19 protein-coding genes are annotated in these 15760 nt (G+C 70.1%); 14 read left to right on the top strand and 5 right to left on the bottom strand.

Annotated elements, in window-relative coordinates:
• Positions 1-40 precede the first annotated feature (40 nt).
• Entirely contained in the window at positions 41-919 is an 879-nt protein-coding gene (locus ACZ4MF_RS29295; protein WP_467494853.1) for an ABC transporter permease, read from the bottom strand.
• A complete protein-coding gene (locus tag ACZ4MF_RS29290; protein ID WP_467494852.1) occupies positions 916-1755 on the bottom strand; it encodes an ABC transporter ATP-binding protein in 840 nt (279 codons plus the stop codon). Before ACZ4MF_RS29290 ends, ACZ4MF_RS29295 begins: the two co-directional genes overlap by 4 nt.
• A gap of 236 nt (positions 1756-1991) precedes the next feature.
• Here ACZ4MF_RS29290 and ACZ4MF_RS29285 point away from each other — a divergent pair, with 236 nt between their 5' ends.
• From ACZ4MF_RS29285 to ACZ4MF_RS29270, 4 genes are all read left to right on the top strand, one after another.
• Positions 1992-3647 carry a sensor histidine kinase gene (locus ACZ4MF_RS29285; RefSeq protein ID WP_467494851.1) on the top strand — a complete coding sequence of 552 codons (1656 nt, stop codon included), beginning with the start codon at positions 1992-1994 and terminating at the stop codon, positions 3645-3647.
• Entirely contained in the window at positions 3644-4333 is a 690-nt protein-coding gene (locus tag ACZ4MF_RS29280) for a response regulator (protein ID WP_467494850.1), read from the top strand. Before ACZ4MF_RS29285 ends, ACZ4MF_RS29280 begins: the two co-directional genes overlap by 4 nt.
• Before the next feature lie 140 nt (positions 4334-4473).
• Positions 4474-5844: a NarK family nitrate/nitrite MFS transporter gene (locus ACZ4MF_RS29275; RefSeq protein ID WP_467494849.1), complete on the top strand. Its 1371-nt coding sequence runs from the start codon at positions 4474-4476 to the stop codon at positions 5842-5844.
• Positions 5845-5944: 100 nt separating this feature from the next.
• A complete protein-coding gene (locus ACZ4MF_RS29270; protein ID WP_467494848.1) occupies positions 5945-7099 on the top strand; it encodes a uroporphyrinogen-III synthase in 1155 nt (384 codons plus the stop codon).
• Positions 7100-7115: 16 nt separating this feature from the next.
• On the opposite strand, the gene ACZ4MF_RS29265 is transcribed toward ACZ4MF_RS29270, so the two are convergent.
• Together ACZ4MF_RS29265 and ACZ4MF_RS29260 are read right to left on the bottom strand one after the other, a co-directional pair.
• Entirely contained in the window at positions 7116-7466 is a 351-nt protein-coding gene (locus ACZ4MF_RS29265) for a hypothetical protein (protein WP_467494847.1), read from the bottom strand.
• Complete coding sequence (locus ACZ4MF_RS29260; protein WP_467494846.1) at positions 7463-7981, bottom strand: ATP-binding protein; 519 nt, start codon at positions 7979-7981, stop codon at positions 7463-7465. The genes ACZ4MF_RS29265 and ACZ4MF_RS29260 overlap by 4 nt, the downstream gene beginning before the upstream one ends.
• A 215-nt stretch (positions 7982-8196) precedes the next feature.
• On the opposite strand from ACZ4MF_RS29260, the gene ACZ4MF_RS29255 reads away from it, so the two are divergent.
• The 7 genes from ACZ4MF_RS29255 (at position 8197) to ACZ4MF_RS29225 (ending at position 11810) form a co-directional block, all read left to right on the top strand.
• Complete coding sequence (locus ACZ4MF_RS29255; RefSeq protein ID WP_467494845.1) at positions 8197-9048, top strand: helix-turn-helix domain-containing protein; 852 nt, start codon at positions 8197-8199, stop codon at positions 9046-9048.
• Between the two features lie 10 nt (positions 9049-9058).
• Positions 9059-9253 carry a DUF397 domain-containing protein gene (locus ACZ4MF_RS29250; protein ID WP_467494844.1) on the top strand — a complete coding sequence of 65 codons (195 nt, stop codon included), beginning with the start codon at positions 9059-9061 and terminating at the stop codon, positions 9251-9253.
• 85 nt (positions 9254-9338) lie between these two features.
• Positions 9339-9566, top strand: coding sequence for a hypothetical protein (locus tag ACZ4MF_RS29245; protein ID WP_467494843.1), 228 nt, complete (start codon positions 9339-9341; stop codon positions 9564-9566).
• Positions 9547-10068 (top strand): DUF6879 family protein, encoded by a 522-nt coding sequence (locus ACZ4MF_RS29240; RefSeq protein WP_467494842.1) that lies wholly within the window; start codon positions 9547-9549, stop codon positions 10066-10068. The genes ACZ4MF_RS29245 and ACZ4MF_RS29240 overlap by 20 nt, the downstream gene beginning before the upstream one ends.
• A 15-nt stretch (positions 10069-10083) precedes the next feature.
• Complete coding sequence (locus tag ACZ4MF_RS29235; protein WP_467494841.1) at positions 10084-10926, top strand: helix-turn-helix domain-containing protein; 843 nt, start codon at positions 10084-10086, stop codon at positions 10924-10926.
• A gap of 119 nt (positions 10927-11045) precedes the next feature.
• Positions 11046-11270: a DUF397 domain-containing protein gene (locus ACZ4MF_RS29230; RefSeq protein WP_467494840.1), complete on the top strand. Its 225-nt coding sequence runs from the start codon at positions 11046-11048 to the stop codon at positions 11268-11270.
• A 66-nt stretch (positions 11271-11336) separates the two neighbouring features.
• Positions 11337-11810: a hypothetical protein gene (locus ACZ4MF_RS29225; RefSeq protein ID WP_467494839.1), complete on the top strand. Its 474-nt coding sequence runs from the start codon at positions 11337-11339 to the stop codon at positions 11808-11810.
• Here ACZ4MF_RS29225 and ACZ4MF_RS29220 read toward each other — a convergent pair.
• The gene (locus ACZ4MF_RS29220; protein WP_467494838.1) at positions 11807-13168 is read right to left on the bottom strand and encodes a S1 family peptidase; all 1362 of its coding nucleotides are present in this window, start codon (positions 13166-13168) and stop codon (positions 11807-11809) included. The genes ACZ4MF_RS29225 and ACZ4MF_RS29220 overlap by 4 nt on opposite strands.
• Positions 13169-13429: 261 nt before the next feature.
• Here ACZ4MF_RS29220 and ACZ4MF_RS29215 point away from each other — a divergent pair, with 261 nt between their 5' ends.
• From ACZ4MF_RS29215 to ACZ4MF_RS29205, 3 genes are all read left to right on the top strand, one after another.
• A complete protein-coding gene (locus tag ACZ4MF_RS29215; RefSeq protein WP_467494837.1) occupies positions 13430-14023 on the top strand; it encodes a CGNR zinc finger domain-containing protein in 594 nt (197 codons plus the stop codon).
• A gap of 256 nt (positions 14024-14279) precedes the next feature.
• A complete protein-coding gene (locus ACZ4MF_RS29210; RefSeq protein WP_079173430.1) occupies positions 14280-14867 on the top strand; it encodes a sigma-70 family RNA polymerase sigma factor in 588 nt (195 codons plus the stop codon).
• 86 nt (positions 14868-14953) lie between these two features.
• A complete protein-coding gene (locus ACZ4MF_RS29205) occupies positions 14954-15697 on the top strand; it encodes an anti-sigma factor family protein (protein ID WP_467494836.1) in 744 nt (247 codons plus the stop codon).
• Positions 15698-15760: the final 63 nt, after the last annotated feature.

Genomic DNA, 15760 nt, shown 5'->3' with positions numbered 1-15760 from the left:
AAGGAAGGAGAAGAAAGGGGGAGGAGGAAGTCAGGCGCGGTCAGAGGGAGTTCGCCTCGGAGGGGGCCGGCGGGCGCCAGGACAGCAGCCGGTGTTCGAGCTTGCCGATCAGCCACTCCGCGCCCAGCACGATGACCGCGATGACGAGCATCGTGGCGAACACGCCGTTCGGGTCGAAGTTGTTCTGCGCGGTCTTGATGACGAGACCGAGGCCGCTCTGCGCGCCGAGCACCTCGCCGACCAGCGCGCCGACGATGGCGAAGCCGAAGGCGCTGTGCAGGCTGGCGATGATCCAGGTGAGCGCGGAGGGCACGATGACGTGCCGGATGATCTGCATCTGGGAGGCGCCGAGGACCCGGGCGTTGGCCAGGATGTTGCGGTCGACCTCGCGGACGCCCTGGAAGGCGTTGAAGAAGACGATGAAGAACACCAGCACGGCGGCGAGCAGGATCTTCGGGGTGACGCCGATGCCGAAGGCGACGATGAAGATGGAGCCGAGGACGATGCGCGGGATGGCGTTGACCATCTTGATGTAGGGCCCGAGGACATCGGACAGATAGCGGCTCTGGCCGAGGGCCACGCCGACGACGACTCCGGCGACGGATCCGACGGCGAACCCGATGAGCGCTTCCTGGATGGTGGTCCAGATGTTCGCGTAGAAGGAGCCGAACTCGGTGCCGTGCTGGAAGAGGTCGACCAGTCGCTTCCAGATGCCGGAGGGCTGTCCGAAGAAGAACGGGTCGACGATGCCCCAGGTGGTGAAGGCCTGCCAGCCGCCGATGACGAAGACCGCGATGCCGATGCGGCCCGCCCAGACCGACGCGACCCGCCGCCGGGCGGCCTGCTTGGCGGCTGCCGCCGCGGAGGACTGCTTGCCGCCCGCGACCTGCGCGGCGGAAGCGGTGGACGTCGTGCTCATGCCTTGCCTCCTGCGGTGCGTGCGTAGGCGCGCTCGACCTCTTCGCGCAGCGTTTCCCAGATCTGTTGCTGGAGTTCGATGAAGCGGGGCTGGAAGCGGATCTCCTGGACGGAGCCTCGCGGGCGCGGCAGGTCGATGTCGAAGACCGCCTTGACCGAACCGGGGCTGGAGGTCATCACGACGACCCGGTCGGCGAGCGCCACGGCCTCGTCGAGGTCGTGGGTGATGAAGATGACGGACGGCCGGATCTGCTCCCACAGGCCCAGCAGCTCGGTCGACATGATCGCCTTGGTCTGCACGTCCAGGGCGCCGAACGGCTCGTCCATGATCAGGATCTTGGGTTCGTTGATCAGCGCCGCGGCCATGGCCACGCGCTTGCGCATACCGCCGGAGAGCTGGTGGGGGTAACGGTCCTCGAACCCGGACAGCCCGACCCGGCGCAGCCAGTCCCGGGCGGAGGTCTGCGCCTGCTGCTTGGGTACGCCCCGGAAGACCGGGCCCATCAGCACGTTGCCGAGGACGGTCTTCCAGGGCAGCAGCGCGTCCGCCTGGAACATGAAGCTGACGCCGTCGGTGATGCCGTCCACCTCGCGGCCGCCGACCTTGACCGAGCCCTCGCTGGGCCGGTCGAGGCCGGACACCATGCCCAGGGTGGTCGACTTGCCGCAGCCGGTGGGGCCGACCACCGCGCAGAACTGGCCGGGCTCCACGGTGAACGACACGCCCTGCAGCGCCGTGAACACCTCACCGGCAGGCGTCAGGAATCGCTTGGTGAGCCCGGATATCTCGATGTGCGCGTCCTCGCGCACCGCCGCACCGGCACTGCTGGAAGCCATGGGGAGCGGTCTCCTTTCCCCTCGGGGGTCGAGGTGAAGGCAGACGCTAGAGGCCACCCGGTGTTACGTCGCTGTTTCACAGGTATCCCGCGATAGCCGCGTAACCAGGAGTTCTGCTCGTTCTGCTCAGTGAAACGGGGCTGGGCAGAATTCCGGCCATCAGGCACAATCACGCCACCACGGGTCCGGCGCAGGGCCGACCCGGCACCAACCGGAACAGGGGCGATGAGGCACCTGTGACACCCATCCGCATACGGATCGGGCGCGGCGGGAGGGGGAGACTGTCCGCGCGGATCCTCGTCAGCCAGCTCGCCATCCTGGCGCTCACGGGCGTCATCGGCTTCGTCCTGTTCGCCTTCGCGCAGCGCTCCGCCCTCGACCGCACCTACGAGGAGCGGGCCGTGGCCATCGCCAAGACGACGGCCGCCGACCCGCAGATCCGGCGGGCCATGCAGGACGGCGGCGGCGCCGTCGTCCAGGCCGTCGCCGAACGCATCCGGCAGTCGTCGGGGGCGTCGTACGTCGTGGTCATCGACCTGCACGGCATCCGCCACTCGCACCCCATGGCGCAGCTGGTCGGCTCCCCGGTGGCCGAGCCGCTCGTGGCGCGGGACGGCCGGCCGCACGTCGGCACCGACCAGGGCGCGACCGGGCGGTCCGCCAACGGCAGGGTCCCGCTGTACGGGCCGACGGGCGAGCTGGTCGGCGAGGTGTCGGTGGGAATCCCGGAGAATGACGTCATCGGCGAGCTGTGGCACGAGCTGCCCACCTTCGCCGTGTACGCCGCGATCGCCACCGCGCTCGGGGCCGCGGCCGCGTTTCTGCTGGCCAGGCGGCTGAAGCGGACCACGTTCGGGCTGGAGCTGGAGGAGATCGCCGGGCTGCTGCAGGACCGCGAGGCGATGCTGCACGGCATCCGTGAGGGCGTGCTCGCCTTCGCCCCGGACGGCAGGATCAGCGTGGTCAACGACGAGGCCCGCCGGCTGCTCGGTCTCGGCACCGCGCTCGGCAGCACCCTGGACGAGGTGCTGCCCGACGGACGGCTGCGCAGCGCCCTGGACGGCACCCTGACCGGCACCGACATCAGCGTCCTGACCGACGAGCACTGTCTGGTCGTCAACCGGATGCCGGTGACCCTGCACGGCCGCGCACTGGGCGCGGTGGTGACAGTCCGGGACCGCACCGAACTGGTGGGACTCCTCAGGGAGTTGGACTCCGTACGCGGTCTGACGGACGCCCTGCGCGCCCAGCAGCACGAGTTCACCAACCGGATGCACACGCTCGCCGGGCTGCTGGACATCGGGGCGTACGACGACGCGTACGACCTGGCCGTCGAGTCGGCCGGCGCCGGGCAGGCGCTCACCGAGTTCGTGCGGGGGCGGATCGGCAACCCGCTGATGGTCGGCCTGGTCGTGGCCAAGACCACGGTGGCCGCCGAACGCGGCGTGTGGGTCGAGCTCGCCGACGACTCGGCGCTCGGCGCGGACCCGCCGCAGCTGCGCCTGCTGCTGACGATCGTCGGCAACCTGCTGGACAACGCGATCGACGCGGCGGGCGACGGACCGCCCCCGGCGGACGGCCGCACGGTCCGCCTCACCCTCACCGAGGGCGGGCGGGGCACGACGGTACGGGTGGCGGACACCGGCCCCGGCATCCCGCCCGGCGCCCGCGATTCGATCTTCGAGGACGGCTGGTCGACCCGCCCCGACCGGGGCACCGCCCGGCGCGGCCTGGGCCTCGCCCTGGTCCATCGCCTGGTGTCGCGGCACGGCGGCACGATCACCGTCAGCGAGGGCCCGGGCGCGGTCTTCACCGTACGACTGCCGGACCCCGCCGTGCGGCCGAAGGACAGATTCGCCGAGGCGCTGCCCGTGGGAGGTGACCGCCGATGATCCGCACCCTGGTCGTGGACGACGACTTCCGGGTCAGCCACATCCACTGCGACTACGTGTCCCGGGTGCGGGGCTTCGAGGTGGTGGGCGAGGCGGCCACGGTCGCCGAGGCGCTGGCGGCGGCCCAGGAGCTGCGGCCCGACCTCCTGCTGCTGGACATCTTCCTGCCCGACGGCAGCGGGCTGGACGTGCTGCGCCGCCTCACCGGGGACGCGGGGGGCGCCCGCCCCGACGCCTTCGTGATCACCGCGGACCGCGACATCGCCTCCGTCCGCACGGCCATGAAACTCGGTGCCGTCGGCTACCTGGTCAAGCCGTTCGGCGCCGCCGACCTGGCCGAGCGGCTCACCTCGTACCGCGAGCTCCAGCTCCGCGTCGACACGCTCGGGGAGACCACGGAGACCGAACAGGCCGATGTGGACGCCCTGTTCAGCGCGGTCCGGCCGCCCGCCGTTCCCCGGGTCCCGGCCAAGGGCCACTCGGCGCCGACGCTCGCCCTCGTCCAGCAGACGCTGCGCACCGCCCACCGCGATCTGTCGGCCGCCGAGGCCGCCGAACTGACCGGCGTCTCCCGGGCCACGGCCCAGCGCTACCTCTCCTACCTCGTCAAGGAGGGCATGGTCCGCCTCGTCCTCCGCTACGGCGCGACGGGCCGCCCGGAGCACAGGTACCGGATCGCGTCGTAGGGCGTCGCAGGGCCCTCACGCGGCCGTCCCCCGGCGAGTGAGAGCAACGTTCCCTTCCGGTCACCCACAGCCACAGCCCGGAAACTCCCGCTCCCTACCTTCGGGCTCAGTGTCGTGCAGCCGGAGCCCGTGGAGGAGCGATGACAGCCCCAGCCGTACCCCGTCGCAGTGGCCGTTGGATCGAGCAGTGGGATCCGGAGGACGAGGGATTCTGGAGGGCGACCGGGGACCGGATCGCTCGCCGGAACCTGTGGTTCTCGGTGCTCTCGGAACACATCGGCTTCTCGGTCTGGACCCTGTGGTCCGTGCTGGTTCTGTTCATGGGGCCGAAGTACGGCCTGACTCCGGCCGACAAGTTCCTGCTGACCTCGATGGTCACGCTGGTCGGTGCCGTCGTCCGGGTCCCGTACACCTTCGCCGTCGCCGTCTTCGGCGGCCGCAACTGGACGATCATCTCGGCGGGCCTGCTGCTGGTGCCGACGGTGGCGGCGTACACGGTGATGGAGCCGGGCACGTCCTTCACGACGTTCCTGCTGGTCGGCCTGCTGGCGGGCATCGGCGGCGGCAACTTCGCGTCCTCCATGACCAACATCAACGCCTTCTTCCCGCTGCGGAAGAAGGGCTGGGCCCTGGGCCTGAACGCGGGCGGCGGCAACATCGGCGTGCCGGTCATCCAGCTCGTCGCCCTGGCGATCACCGGCGCGAACGGCGGCCCGCGGCTGCTGCTGGGCATCTACATCCCGCTGATCGTCGTGGCGGCCGTCCTGGCGGCGGTCTTCATGGACAACCTGGCGACGGTGAAGAACGACACCGGCGCGGCCAAGGACGCGGCCCGGGACGCCCACACCTGGATCATGTCCTTCCTCTACGTCGGCACGTTCGGCTCGTTCATCGGCTACAGCTTCGCCTTCGGCCAGGTGCTGACGAACCAGTTCGGCCGCACCCCGCTCCAGGCGGCGTACCTCACCTTCATCGGCCCGCTGCTCGGCTCCCTGATCCGCCCGGTGGGCGGCCGGCTCGCCGACCGCTACGGCGGCGCCCGCATCACGCTCTGGACCTACGTGGGCATGGCGGTCGCGACCGCCGTCCTGGTGGTGGCGAGCATGCAGAAGTCCCTCCCCCTGTTCGTCTCGGTCTTCGTCGTCCTGTTCGTGCTGAGCGGCCTCGGCAACGGCTCGACGTACAAGATGATCCCGGGCATCTTCCAGGCGAAGGCGCTGGCCAAGGGGCTGACGGGCGAGGAGGCGGTGGCGTACGGCCGCCGTCTGTCCGGCGCCTCCATGGGCCTGATCGGCGCGGTGGGCGCGCTCGGCGGCGTCGGCATCAACATGGCCTTCCGGCAGTCGTTCCTCTCCTACGGCTCCGGTACGGGCGCGTTCGTCGCCTTCCTCGCCTTCTACGGTGTGTGCTTCGCGCTGACCTGGGCCGTATACCTTCGCCGCCCGGCGGGGCAGGCGGTGACGGAGGAGACTGTGGAGACAAAGCCGCAGCCCAGCTACGCGGAAGTGTGACGTAACACCAGTGCAATGAGGCCGAACCGGGCCTGTCACGCGCCGTTGACAGGCTCGTAGGGCGTACCGGCAGGGGCGTGCCGGCCCGGCGAGGAGAGCCATGTACGACGAAGAGCAGCAGCATCCCGAGCACGGCCCGCTCGCGGGATTCACCGTGGGCGTCACCGCCGCGCGCCGGGCCGAGGAGCTGAGCGCGCTGCTCCAGCGGCGCGGCGCCGCGGTCCTGCACGCGCCCGCCCTGCGGATCGTGCCGCTCGCCGACGACGGGGAACTCCTCGCCGCGACGAAGGAGATCATCGACCAGGCCCCGGACACCGTCGTGGCCACGACCGCCATCGGCTTCCGGGGCTGGGTCGAGGCGGCCGAGGGCTGGGGCCTGGGCGACCCTCTCCTCGCCCGTCTCCGGGAGGCGGAACTGCTGGCCCGCGGCCCGAAGGTCAAGGGCGCGATCCGCGCGGCCGGCCTGACGGAGGAGTGGTCCCCGTCCTCGGAATCCATGGCGGAGGTCCTGGACCGCCTCCTGGAGGAGGGCGTGGACGGCCGCCGTATCGCCGTACAACTCCACGGCGAACCGCTCCCCGGCTTCGTCGAATCGCTCCGGGCCGGGGGAGCGGACGTGCTCCCGGTCCCGGTGTACCGCTGGATGCCCCCGGAGGACACGGCCCCGCTGGACCGTCTGCTGGACGCGACGATCGCGCGCTCGCTGGACGCGCTGACCTTCACGAGCGCCCCGGCGGCGGCGTCGCTGCTGTCGCGCGCCGAGGACAGGGGCCTTCTCCCGGAGCTGCTCTCCGCCCTCTCCCACGACGTCCTCACGGCCTGCGTGGGCCCGGTGACGGCCCTCCCCCTCCAGGCGCACGGCGTGGACACGGTCCAGCCGGAGCGCTTCCGCCTGGGCCCGCTGGTGCAACTGCTGTGCCAGGAACTCCCGGCGCGGGCCCGTTCGTTGCCGGTCGCCGGTCACCGGGTGGAGATCCGGGGCCACGCGGTCCTGGTCGACGGAGACCTGAAACCCGTCCCGCCGGCCGGCATGTCCCTGCTCCGCGCCCTCGCCCGCCGCCCGGGCTGGGTGGTCTCCCGCTCGGACCTCCTGCGCACCCTCCCCGGCGCGGGCCGCGACGAACACGCCGTGGAGACGGCGATGGCCCGCCTCCGCACAGCCCTCGGCACCCCGAAACTGATCCAGACGGTGGTCAAGCGCGGCTACCGCCTCGCGCTGGACCCGGCGGCGGACGCGAAGTACGCGGACGCGTGAGGCGAAGCGGCGTCGCTCACAAGTACGTTGCCTGGTTCGTCTCGACGGCGCGGAGTTCCGCCATGGCTGCGCGGAACTCGGGGGCGTCCTTGCTGTCCGTGTTGTGTACGGAGACAAGGGCGGCCTGGTAGCGGGAGCGCAGGTCGGGCCGGCGTTCGATCTCCACCTGTGCCTGCCAGTAAGTGAGCCAGTACTGGAGATGCCCGATCTTGCCGTCCTGGAGAGCGGCTCCCAGAGCCTGCTCCTTGTGCTGCTCCATCTCGCCCAGCCGGTGGGGCGCGATCCGTGCCAGCGCGATGCGAACAGCCGCAGGAGTGCGCTCGGGGCGGGGAATCAGCTCATGACCGTGGTCCGGTTGTGTGCTCACGTGGCGGGCTCCTCGGTGCCCACGCGCTCGGCTTTCCGCATCCCACCGTACTGGGCGCCACGGACAACGGCTGGGTGTCCCACCTCGAACCACAGCAGCTTGCCCGCGCCGCGTTCCCTAGGTCCGTCGCCGACCAGGAGGCCGCCCCAGGAGTCGGCGTACTCCTGCACGAGCCGGAGCCCTCGCCCCTGCTCGGCATCCGCCGGGGTGAGCGGCACCCGGTCCCACGGCGGCTCCCCGAAGGGCGCGGGGATGCGGGGATGACTGTCCCAGACCGCCACCCGGATCCGCCCGCCCAAGAGCGCGGTGAGCCGCAGGGAGGCGGGTCCGTTGGTGTGCCGGTAGGCGTTGGTGACCAGCTCGGACGCCAACAGTTCGACCGGGTCGAGCACTTCGCCTCTCCCATGCCCGCTGAGAACGGCTCGTACGGTCATACGTGCGACACGTGCCGCGCGCGGATCATGGGGCAGACGAAGGGCGTACGTCCAGGTGTCGGGCAGGGATACGGTGCCCATGAAAACCTCCGACGAGAGAAGGGACTTCGGGCTCGCCCAACGACTCCGCCCGGCGGTGGCTTTGCCCTTGGGAGGTGCGCTTCCGGCTTGTGGGTAAGGGGAGTTGGACGAGGTGGGACTCACCATAGGGCGTCGCGATGTCATAATTAACATCGATCGAGAGGAAGGGTTGATAATTCCTTCCTGTGGGTGACGCCATGACGAGAGAGGGTTCAGTGCCGCCCAGCACCATCCCGACCCTGCGCCAGCAGCGCCTCGGTGCCGAGCTGCGCAAGCTCAGGGAGCAATCCGGGCTCACGTCCACCGCCGCTGCAGGGCTGCTCGGCCTCAAGCAGGCGCAGGTCAGCAATATCGAGTCGGGCCGTTACGCCGTGAGCGCCGACCGTGTGCGCACCTTCGCCCGCACGTACAGCTGCGCAGACGCGGAGCTGGTCGAAGCCCTCGCCGCGATGACCGGCGGGCGCAAGCGTGGCTGGTGGGACGAGTACCGGGATCACCTGCCCGTCGGGCTGATCGACCTGGCGGAACTGGAGCACTACGCCCACGAGCTGAGGGTGGCTCTGGTCATCCACATCCCTGCCCTGCTGCAGACCACGGACCACGCTCGCGCACTCTTCCGTACGGTCTTCCCACCGCTCCACCAGTACGAGATCGAGCACCGCCTCGCCCACCGCATGAAGCGGCAGGCCATCCTCTACAGGGCTGTGCCCACCCCCTACACGGCGACCGTTCACGAGGCGGCGCTCAGGATGGGGTTCGGCGGCCGGGACACAGCCCGGGCTCAGCTCAAGCACCTCTCGACCATGAGCGAACTCCCGCACGTCACGCTCCGCGTGATCCCCTTCGGCGAGGCGCACTTCCACGGCACCGGCCAGGGAATCGACTACGTGGCGGGAGCGGTGCCCCAACTCGACACGGTGCAGCTGGACGCGCATCACGGCTGTGAATTCCTAGACGGGGAAGCGCAGTTGAACAAGTACCGCGCGGTGGTCAACCGTATGGAGTCAAGCGCTCTCAGCCCCGAAGCATCCCGAGACCTCATCCACCGCATCGCCCAGGAACTCTGAGGAACCCGCCATGTCCGAACTCGTCTGGCAGAAGTCCACCTACAGCGGCGACGCCTCCAACTGCCTCGAAATATCCACCCCCGCCTCCGCTCCCACCCCCCTCCGCATCCGCGACTCCAAGACCCCCACCACCCCCCACCTCACCGTCACCCCCGCCGCTTGGACGGCATTCGTCCGCTACGCGGCGGAGAGCGCAACCGTGTAGAAGTTCGCGCAAGTTCGTGGTGGTGGAAGCCCTGCACCCTGCAAGCTCTGGTCCAGTGATCGCCCACGGTCGAAGGAGGCCAGGCATGGTGTTACGCAAGCTGGGAAAGGACCCCGAGAGCCCGGAGGGCAAGTCGCCGACCGTGTACCTGGACGACGAGAAGGACACCTACTTGGTCCAGGGCTGGAAGGTGACCGATGAGGACAGGCGCTCGCAGTTGGATCTTCCCGGTCACGAAGACGTCGTAGAGATCCCCCGACGCATGGTGCAGTTCTTTCTGGAGGTGAACGGCGATGGCGTTGCCGACGCTTGAGGAACGGCTACGGGGCTGCACCCGTTCCGCCGTTCACCTGGAGATGCGCGACGGATACATGCGTTCCGATCCCCGCTTTGCAGCCTGGCAGCAGGGTGCCAGGAACGACCTGGCCGACAGTGACCCGGAACGCCGTCCCTGGCTGCGGCTGATCGCCGACCTGGTGGGCCAGGGCGTCGAGATGCGCAGGGCGCGCATCGTGTCGGAGCCGGTGTCGGACTACATCAGGTTCGAGCACCATCTGACCGGCCCCACCCTGACAGCGGGCGAGCAGGTGCGCTGGCTGCCCCGCCGCCGTGCTTCCGGGCTGGCTCTGCCGGGCAACGACTTCTGGCTCTTCGATGACAGCTCAGTGATCTTCCTTCATTTTGATGGAGACGGCGAACTCGCCCCGGAAGACGAGGAGTTCACCGACGATCCGGCGGTCGTGAAACTCTGCGCGAACGCTTTCGACTCCGTCTGGCCCCTGGCAGTACCGCACGCTGACTACCGGCTGACCTGATCCACCATCCCCAGCGTGACCTCGTCCAGCGTCAAGCAAGCACGACAGGCCCTGGGCCGGCGTCTGCGGGAGATCCGCAAGGACGCCGGCCTCACGGCCCGGGAACTGGCACGGCGCGCCGGTTGGCACGAGTCCAAGTGCTCGCGCCTTGAGAACGGGCACACTCCACCGTCCGACGCCGACATCCGGTTGTACACGGCTCAGTGTGCGGCCCAGGAGCAGACCGCCGATCTCATCGCCACAGCACGCGGCATAGAGGGTGCGTACATCCAGTGGCGGCGTATGGAACGGGCGGGCCTGAAGCGGGTCCAGCAGTCAGTGGCGCCTCTCTTCGAGCGCACCCGCCGCTTCCGTGTCTACCAGTCCTGGGTGATCCCCGGCCTGCTCCAGTCGGCCGCGTACACGCGAGCCGTACTGAACACCGTGGCCCACCTGCGTGACGTCCCCGACGACATCGACGAGGCCGTGGCCGTCCGCATGGATCGGCAGCGCATCCTGCACTCCGGGAACCACAGGTTCGCGGTACTCGTCGAGGAGTGGGTACTGCGCACGGTCATCGGCGACAAGGACACCACGGCCGGAGCGCTCGGCCATCTCATCTCCGTCGCATCGCTGCCCTCGGTCAGCCTGGGCGTCATACCCCTCGGCACGGCCCGCGGCGGCGGGTGGCCCGTCGAGTCCTTCACCATGTACGACGATGCGCAGGTCAACGTGGAACTCGTCTCCGCACATCTGACGGTCACTCAACCAGGTGAGACAGCCGAATACGCCAGGGCGTTCGCGGAGCTGTCCGCCATCGCGCTGTACGGCGCCCGAGCCAGGTCTCTCATCACGGCAGCCATCGATGCCCTCGCCTGACCGTCACGCAAGTCCGTAGAAGCTCGTGGACCGGATGGCCGCCCGGGTTCCAGCCTGAAGACCGGCAAGAGGCCAGAGCGCCCGCTTCCCGGCCGTGTTCACCATCAGGAGGAACGCTGATGCAGAACGGAATCGACCTCTACGCACTCGACATCGACACCGTGGAATTCGCCCAGGCCTGCGGTGGCCCCTGCACCGAGGGGTGCGTCGTGCTCGCCCGGGTCGCAGACGACGCCTGGGCGCTGGGAGACAGCAAACGCCCCGAGCTGGAGCCGCTGCGGTTCACCTCGGCGGAACTGGCGGCGGCCGGGATCGACCCGGCGCGGTTCGGGCTGCACGCCTGAGCCTCTGTACCAGGCTGGGCCCGGACGCCCCGGGCCCAGCCCGCACTACTCGAAACGGGAACGACCGTGCACCATCACGGCTATCTCTGGACCGGCCCCAAGGAACGCTTCGACAACGAGGCCCTACGGCGTCCCCCGCACCCCGAGCCCCCGCCGCCTCCCGGCGACCCGGCGGCGGAGCGGCTGTTCCGGCGCCACCGGGACGTCGCGAGTGAGTTCCCCATCGTGGATCTCCCACCCCTCGAAACGGCGTACTGGCTCGTCAAACCTCGCTCATTGATCCGTGGGACCTGGGACGAATCCGAGGAAGCCGCGACCTGGCTCGTGGAGAGGCTCGCCGAGTACGCGGACCGATTCACCTCGGACTGGGAACGCGCCGCCGGCAGGCTTGTCACACTGGCCGACTCGGCCACCGAGCGGCTGCGCACCGGCCGGGATGTGTCCTTCGGGGCCTACCTGGAGCGCCCCGCCTACCTGTCGCTGGCGTTGGTCACCTGCTCGCCGAACCGCTCGATGCCGGACCTGCCCTGCCCTTGTTAGCCGGTCACCAACGTCCACTTCATGTCATGCAACGTCTGGAAGATCGGCACGAAGTACACGCCCTGGACGCACCACGGAGTGCGTACGCCGCTGTCGAGGACGTACTCCGAGGACGGGCACGTCACCGTGCGGTCGAGGGCCGTGATCATGCCGCGTGCCTCGTCGGCGGTGTAGTTGTTCACCCCGGCGAAGACAGGGCCTCCGCTGTCGCCGTTCACCGCCGCGATGCCGTCCTGCGTACGGGACGTGGCGTAGGCGAGGTCCGTGGCCGGCCGGTACACCCCGTTCGCTCCCGTGACCCCGATGTCCGTCTCGGCGATCTGCACGCCGCAGTGCACACCGGAGTTGGCGCCGTCGGTGCAGACGTAGTCGCCCACGTTGTTGTGGCCCCAGCCGCTGACCGGCTTGGAGTACCCGTCGGTCTCGCTCGCCGGGCCGTCGTACAGGCGCCCGGCCGACCGGCCGGAGGGCAACGTGATGCCCAGGGCGTCGTCCGAGGCGAGTCGCTGGGCGGCGTCGGTGGTGCCGATGAGCTTGCCGCCCCGGTAGGTGTGCCACACACCGCCGCGACCGTCGCAGTGGTAGGCCGTGCTCAGCTCGTACTGCCCGCCGGACGTCCTGACGGCGAACGAGCTGGAGCAGATGCCCCCGCCCGGATTGCGTACGGCCGCGCCTCCCTGCCACGGGCTGTCGTCCTCCTGGCGCGAGGAGAGGTCCACGCTCAACGGCTGGTAGGCCACGGTGGTGCGGACGCCGGTCAGGCGGCCGGTGACCGCCGCGACCTCGCTCGACCGGTCCTGGCGGGCAGCCGACGTCAGCGGGTCCAGCCGGTCGCTCCTGCCCGCGCCCCGGTCCTCGTCGTAGCCGATCTCCAGTCCGCTTCCGTCGACCGCGGGGCCGACGCTCGTGATGCGAAGGGGCGCCGCGATGCCGGGGAGGCGCAGATCGGCGGGGCGTCCGCCGTGCAGGAGCCTGTCGCGGGCCGCGTGCAGGTCGGCCTTGGAGTAGCGGGCCGGGAGGACGGAGGCGCGTACGCCCGCGGGCAGGTGGGCGAGGATGTGCCGGACCCGCTCGGGCGGGCTGCCCTTCCAGTGCAGGCGCAGGCCGTCGTGGAGGGGGTCGACCTCGATGTCGGTGAAACCGGGGATCCTGGCGCGGTCCGACTCGGACAGCCCCTCGGTGATCCGTCCGGCGATCTTGTCGAGCGTCTCCTGCCGCTTCTCGATCGCCGGCGCGGTGAGCGCCGGTCGCGGCGACGCGACGGCGGAGGGGGCCCCGGCGAAGGAGAGGGACAGGGCCAGCGCCGCGAGGGGGAGGGCTATGGCCGCCCGTCCGCGGCTTCTGCCGGATTGCTTCACGGGGACCTCGTTTCATCGGTGACGCACGGATGTGTTCGCCGTGAAAGAGAGCTGTGGGGGAACGGTGGTTGACTCGCCGCCCCGGTGAATCGCGAAGAGGCCACGGAGGAGAGCCGGGGGTGCGCGTCCCCGCGGGCGCGTTCGCGCATACGTGCGCGTCCAGCCGGTACGAGGGGTTCCGGCCCGGCGTCCGGGCGGGCACTGTGAAGAGGAGCCCTCACGGAGAGTCCCCACGGTTCCTGCCTAGGCGGTGACAGGCACATGGCACTGGGTACGGCCACGCCCCCGTACGAGCTGCGCTTCGACGCCGGACGCATCTGTCTCGATCTCCTCGCCACCTCGCATCCGGTCGAACGGCTGGACGGCGTCGGGGCGTTGCGCGCCTGGATCGGGGGTGTCGGACTGGTGCCGGGCGGTACGTCGCTGGGGCATGCCGAGGGGGACTGGGTGCAGGGCTTCAGGGAACTGCGGTCGTGCATCGGGCTGTTGGTGCGCGCTCCGCACCCCTTCGACACCGTCCCGTACGAGCGCGCGCTGCGGCAGGTCAACGACCTCGCCCGGGCCGCGACCCCCGCGCCCCGTGCCGTACGCACGCACGGCGGGGACCTCGTACGGGAGCTGGCGGCCCCGCCCTCCTGCGCGGAGCTGCTCGCGCTCGTCGCCCGGGACGCCGTCGAGCTGCTCACCGATCCCGTCGCCCGGGCGGCCGTCCGGGAGTGCGAGGGCGACAACTGCTCGCTCGTGTACCTCGACACGTCCCGGGGGCGGCGCCGGCGCTGGTGCTCCAGCGAGGTCTGCGGGAACCGGGAGCGGGTGGCCCGGCACCGTCGGCGGGCCGCCCTCGCCCGCGCCTGAGCGGGGTGACGCCCCTTTTCCCCGCGTGATTTGCGTAACACCGGGTTTCCCGGAGGTCCCGGCCGGGCAGCTCGGCCGTCCCGCGACCACCCCGGCGATGTGTCGGAAATGTAAAGATCATGCGGTGGGAATGTGCGTGCATGTCCCGCTCGTCGCACCACCCCCAAGAAATCTGCGGCTTCCGTTTGAACACGTCACCCCTCGCTTCCGTACGGGTGGGCGAGCGACCGACTGGGGGAACCCCCGGACACCGGAGGTGGGCGTGCGCAAGGATGCGGCCGTGGCCAATGAACGTGGATCGAGGGCCCGACATCGCATGTCCTCATCACAGCCCTCGGAACCGGATGAGGAGCTGATGCGTGCGCTGTATCGAGAGCACGCCGGACCTCTGCTCGCGTATGTCCTGCGGCTGGTCGCCGGTGACCGGCAGCGCGCCGAGGACGTCGTGCAGGAAACACTCATCCGTGCCTGGAAGAACGCCGGTCAGCTCAATCGGGCGACCGGTTCGGTACGCCCCTGGCTGGTGACGGTCGCACGCCGCATCGTCATCGACGGCCACCGCAGCCGGCAGGCCCGGCCGCAGGAGGTCGATCCGTCGCCGCTGGAGGTCATCCCCGCGGAGGACGAGATCGACAAGGCGCTGTGGCTGATGACGCTGTCGGACGCGCTCGACGACCTGACCCCGGCCCACCGGGAGGTCCTCGTCGAGACGTACTTCAAGGGGCGTACGGTCAATGAGGCGGCCGAGACGCTTGGCATACCCAGTGGCACGGTCCGCTCCCGGGTGTTCTACGCCCTGCGGTCGATGAAGCTGGCACTGGAGGAGCGGGGGGTGACGGCGTGATGAGCAACGGTTACGGGGGAGTTCAGGGATTTGGCCCTGGTGGTCCGGGTATGTCTGGGCCCATGAGTCCCGGTTCAGGATCTTCGGTGCCCAGTGAGCACGAGACGGTCGGCGCCTATGCCCTCGGGATTCTCGACGACGCCGAGGCAACCGCTTTCGAGGCCCATCTCGCGGGCTGCGAGTGGTGTGCCCAGCAGCTCGACGAGCTGGCCGGGATGGAGCCGATGCTCGCCGCGCTCGCGGATCTGCCGGGCTCCGGCAGTACGCCGTCGATCGGCGACTCGCTGTCCGCCAAGCCCACTCCGCGGCTGGTGGAGAGACTGGTCGACGAGGTGGCGGAGAAGCGTGCCCAGAAGCGGCGCCGCTCCTTCTACATGATCGCCGCGGCCGCCGCGCTGATCATCGCCGGGCCGCTGGCCGCCATCGCCGCGAACAGCGGCGGCTCCGGCGGCGGGCAGGTCACGGCCTCGTCCGCGCAGACGACCTTCTCCGCCATGGCCGACAAGCAGTCGGCGACCGACGCGTCGTCCGGCACCAGCGCGACCATCGGCACGGAGCAGAAGGAGTGGGGCACCCAGGCGGTCCTGGAGCTGAAGAACGTCAAGGGCCCGCTCAAGTGCTCCCTGGTGGCCGTCGCGAAGAACGGCCAGCGCGTGACCATGTCGTCGTGGTCCGTCCCGGACTGGGGCTACGGCATCGCGGACGCGAAGACCGAGGAGTCCAAGAAGCCCCTGTACATCGGCGGCGCCACGGCCTTCAAGCCGAACGAGATCGACCACTTCGAGGTCGTGACCTTCGACGGCAAGAAGCTCGTGCAGGTGGGCGTATGACGCCCGCCGCGGCCGTGCCGTAGCTTTGACGGGCCCCCTTCGCGTACGGTTGACGGCTGCTTG

The sequence above is a fragment of the Streptomyces sp. NPDC025793 genome (assembly GCF_055558375.1).
The sequence above is the reverse complement of the archived record's forward strand: the minus strand, read 5'-3'. Positions and strand labels throughout refer to the sequence as shown.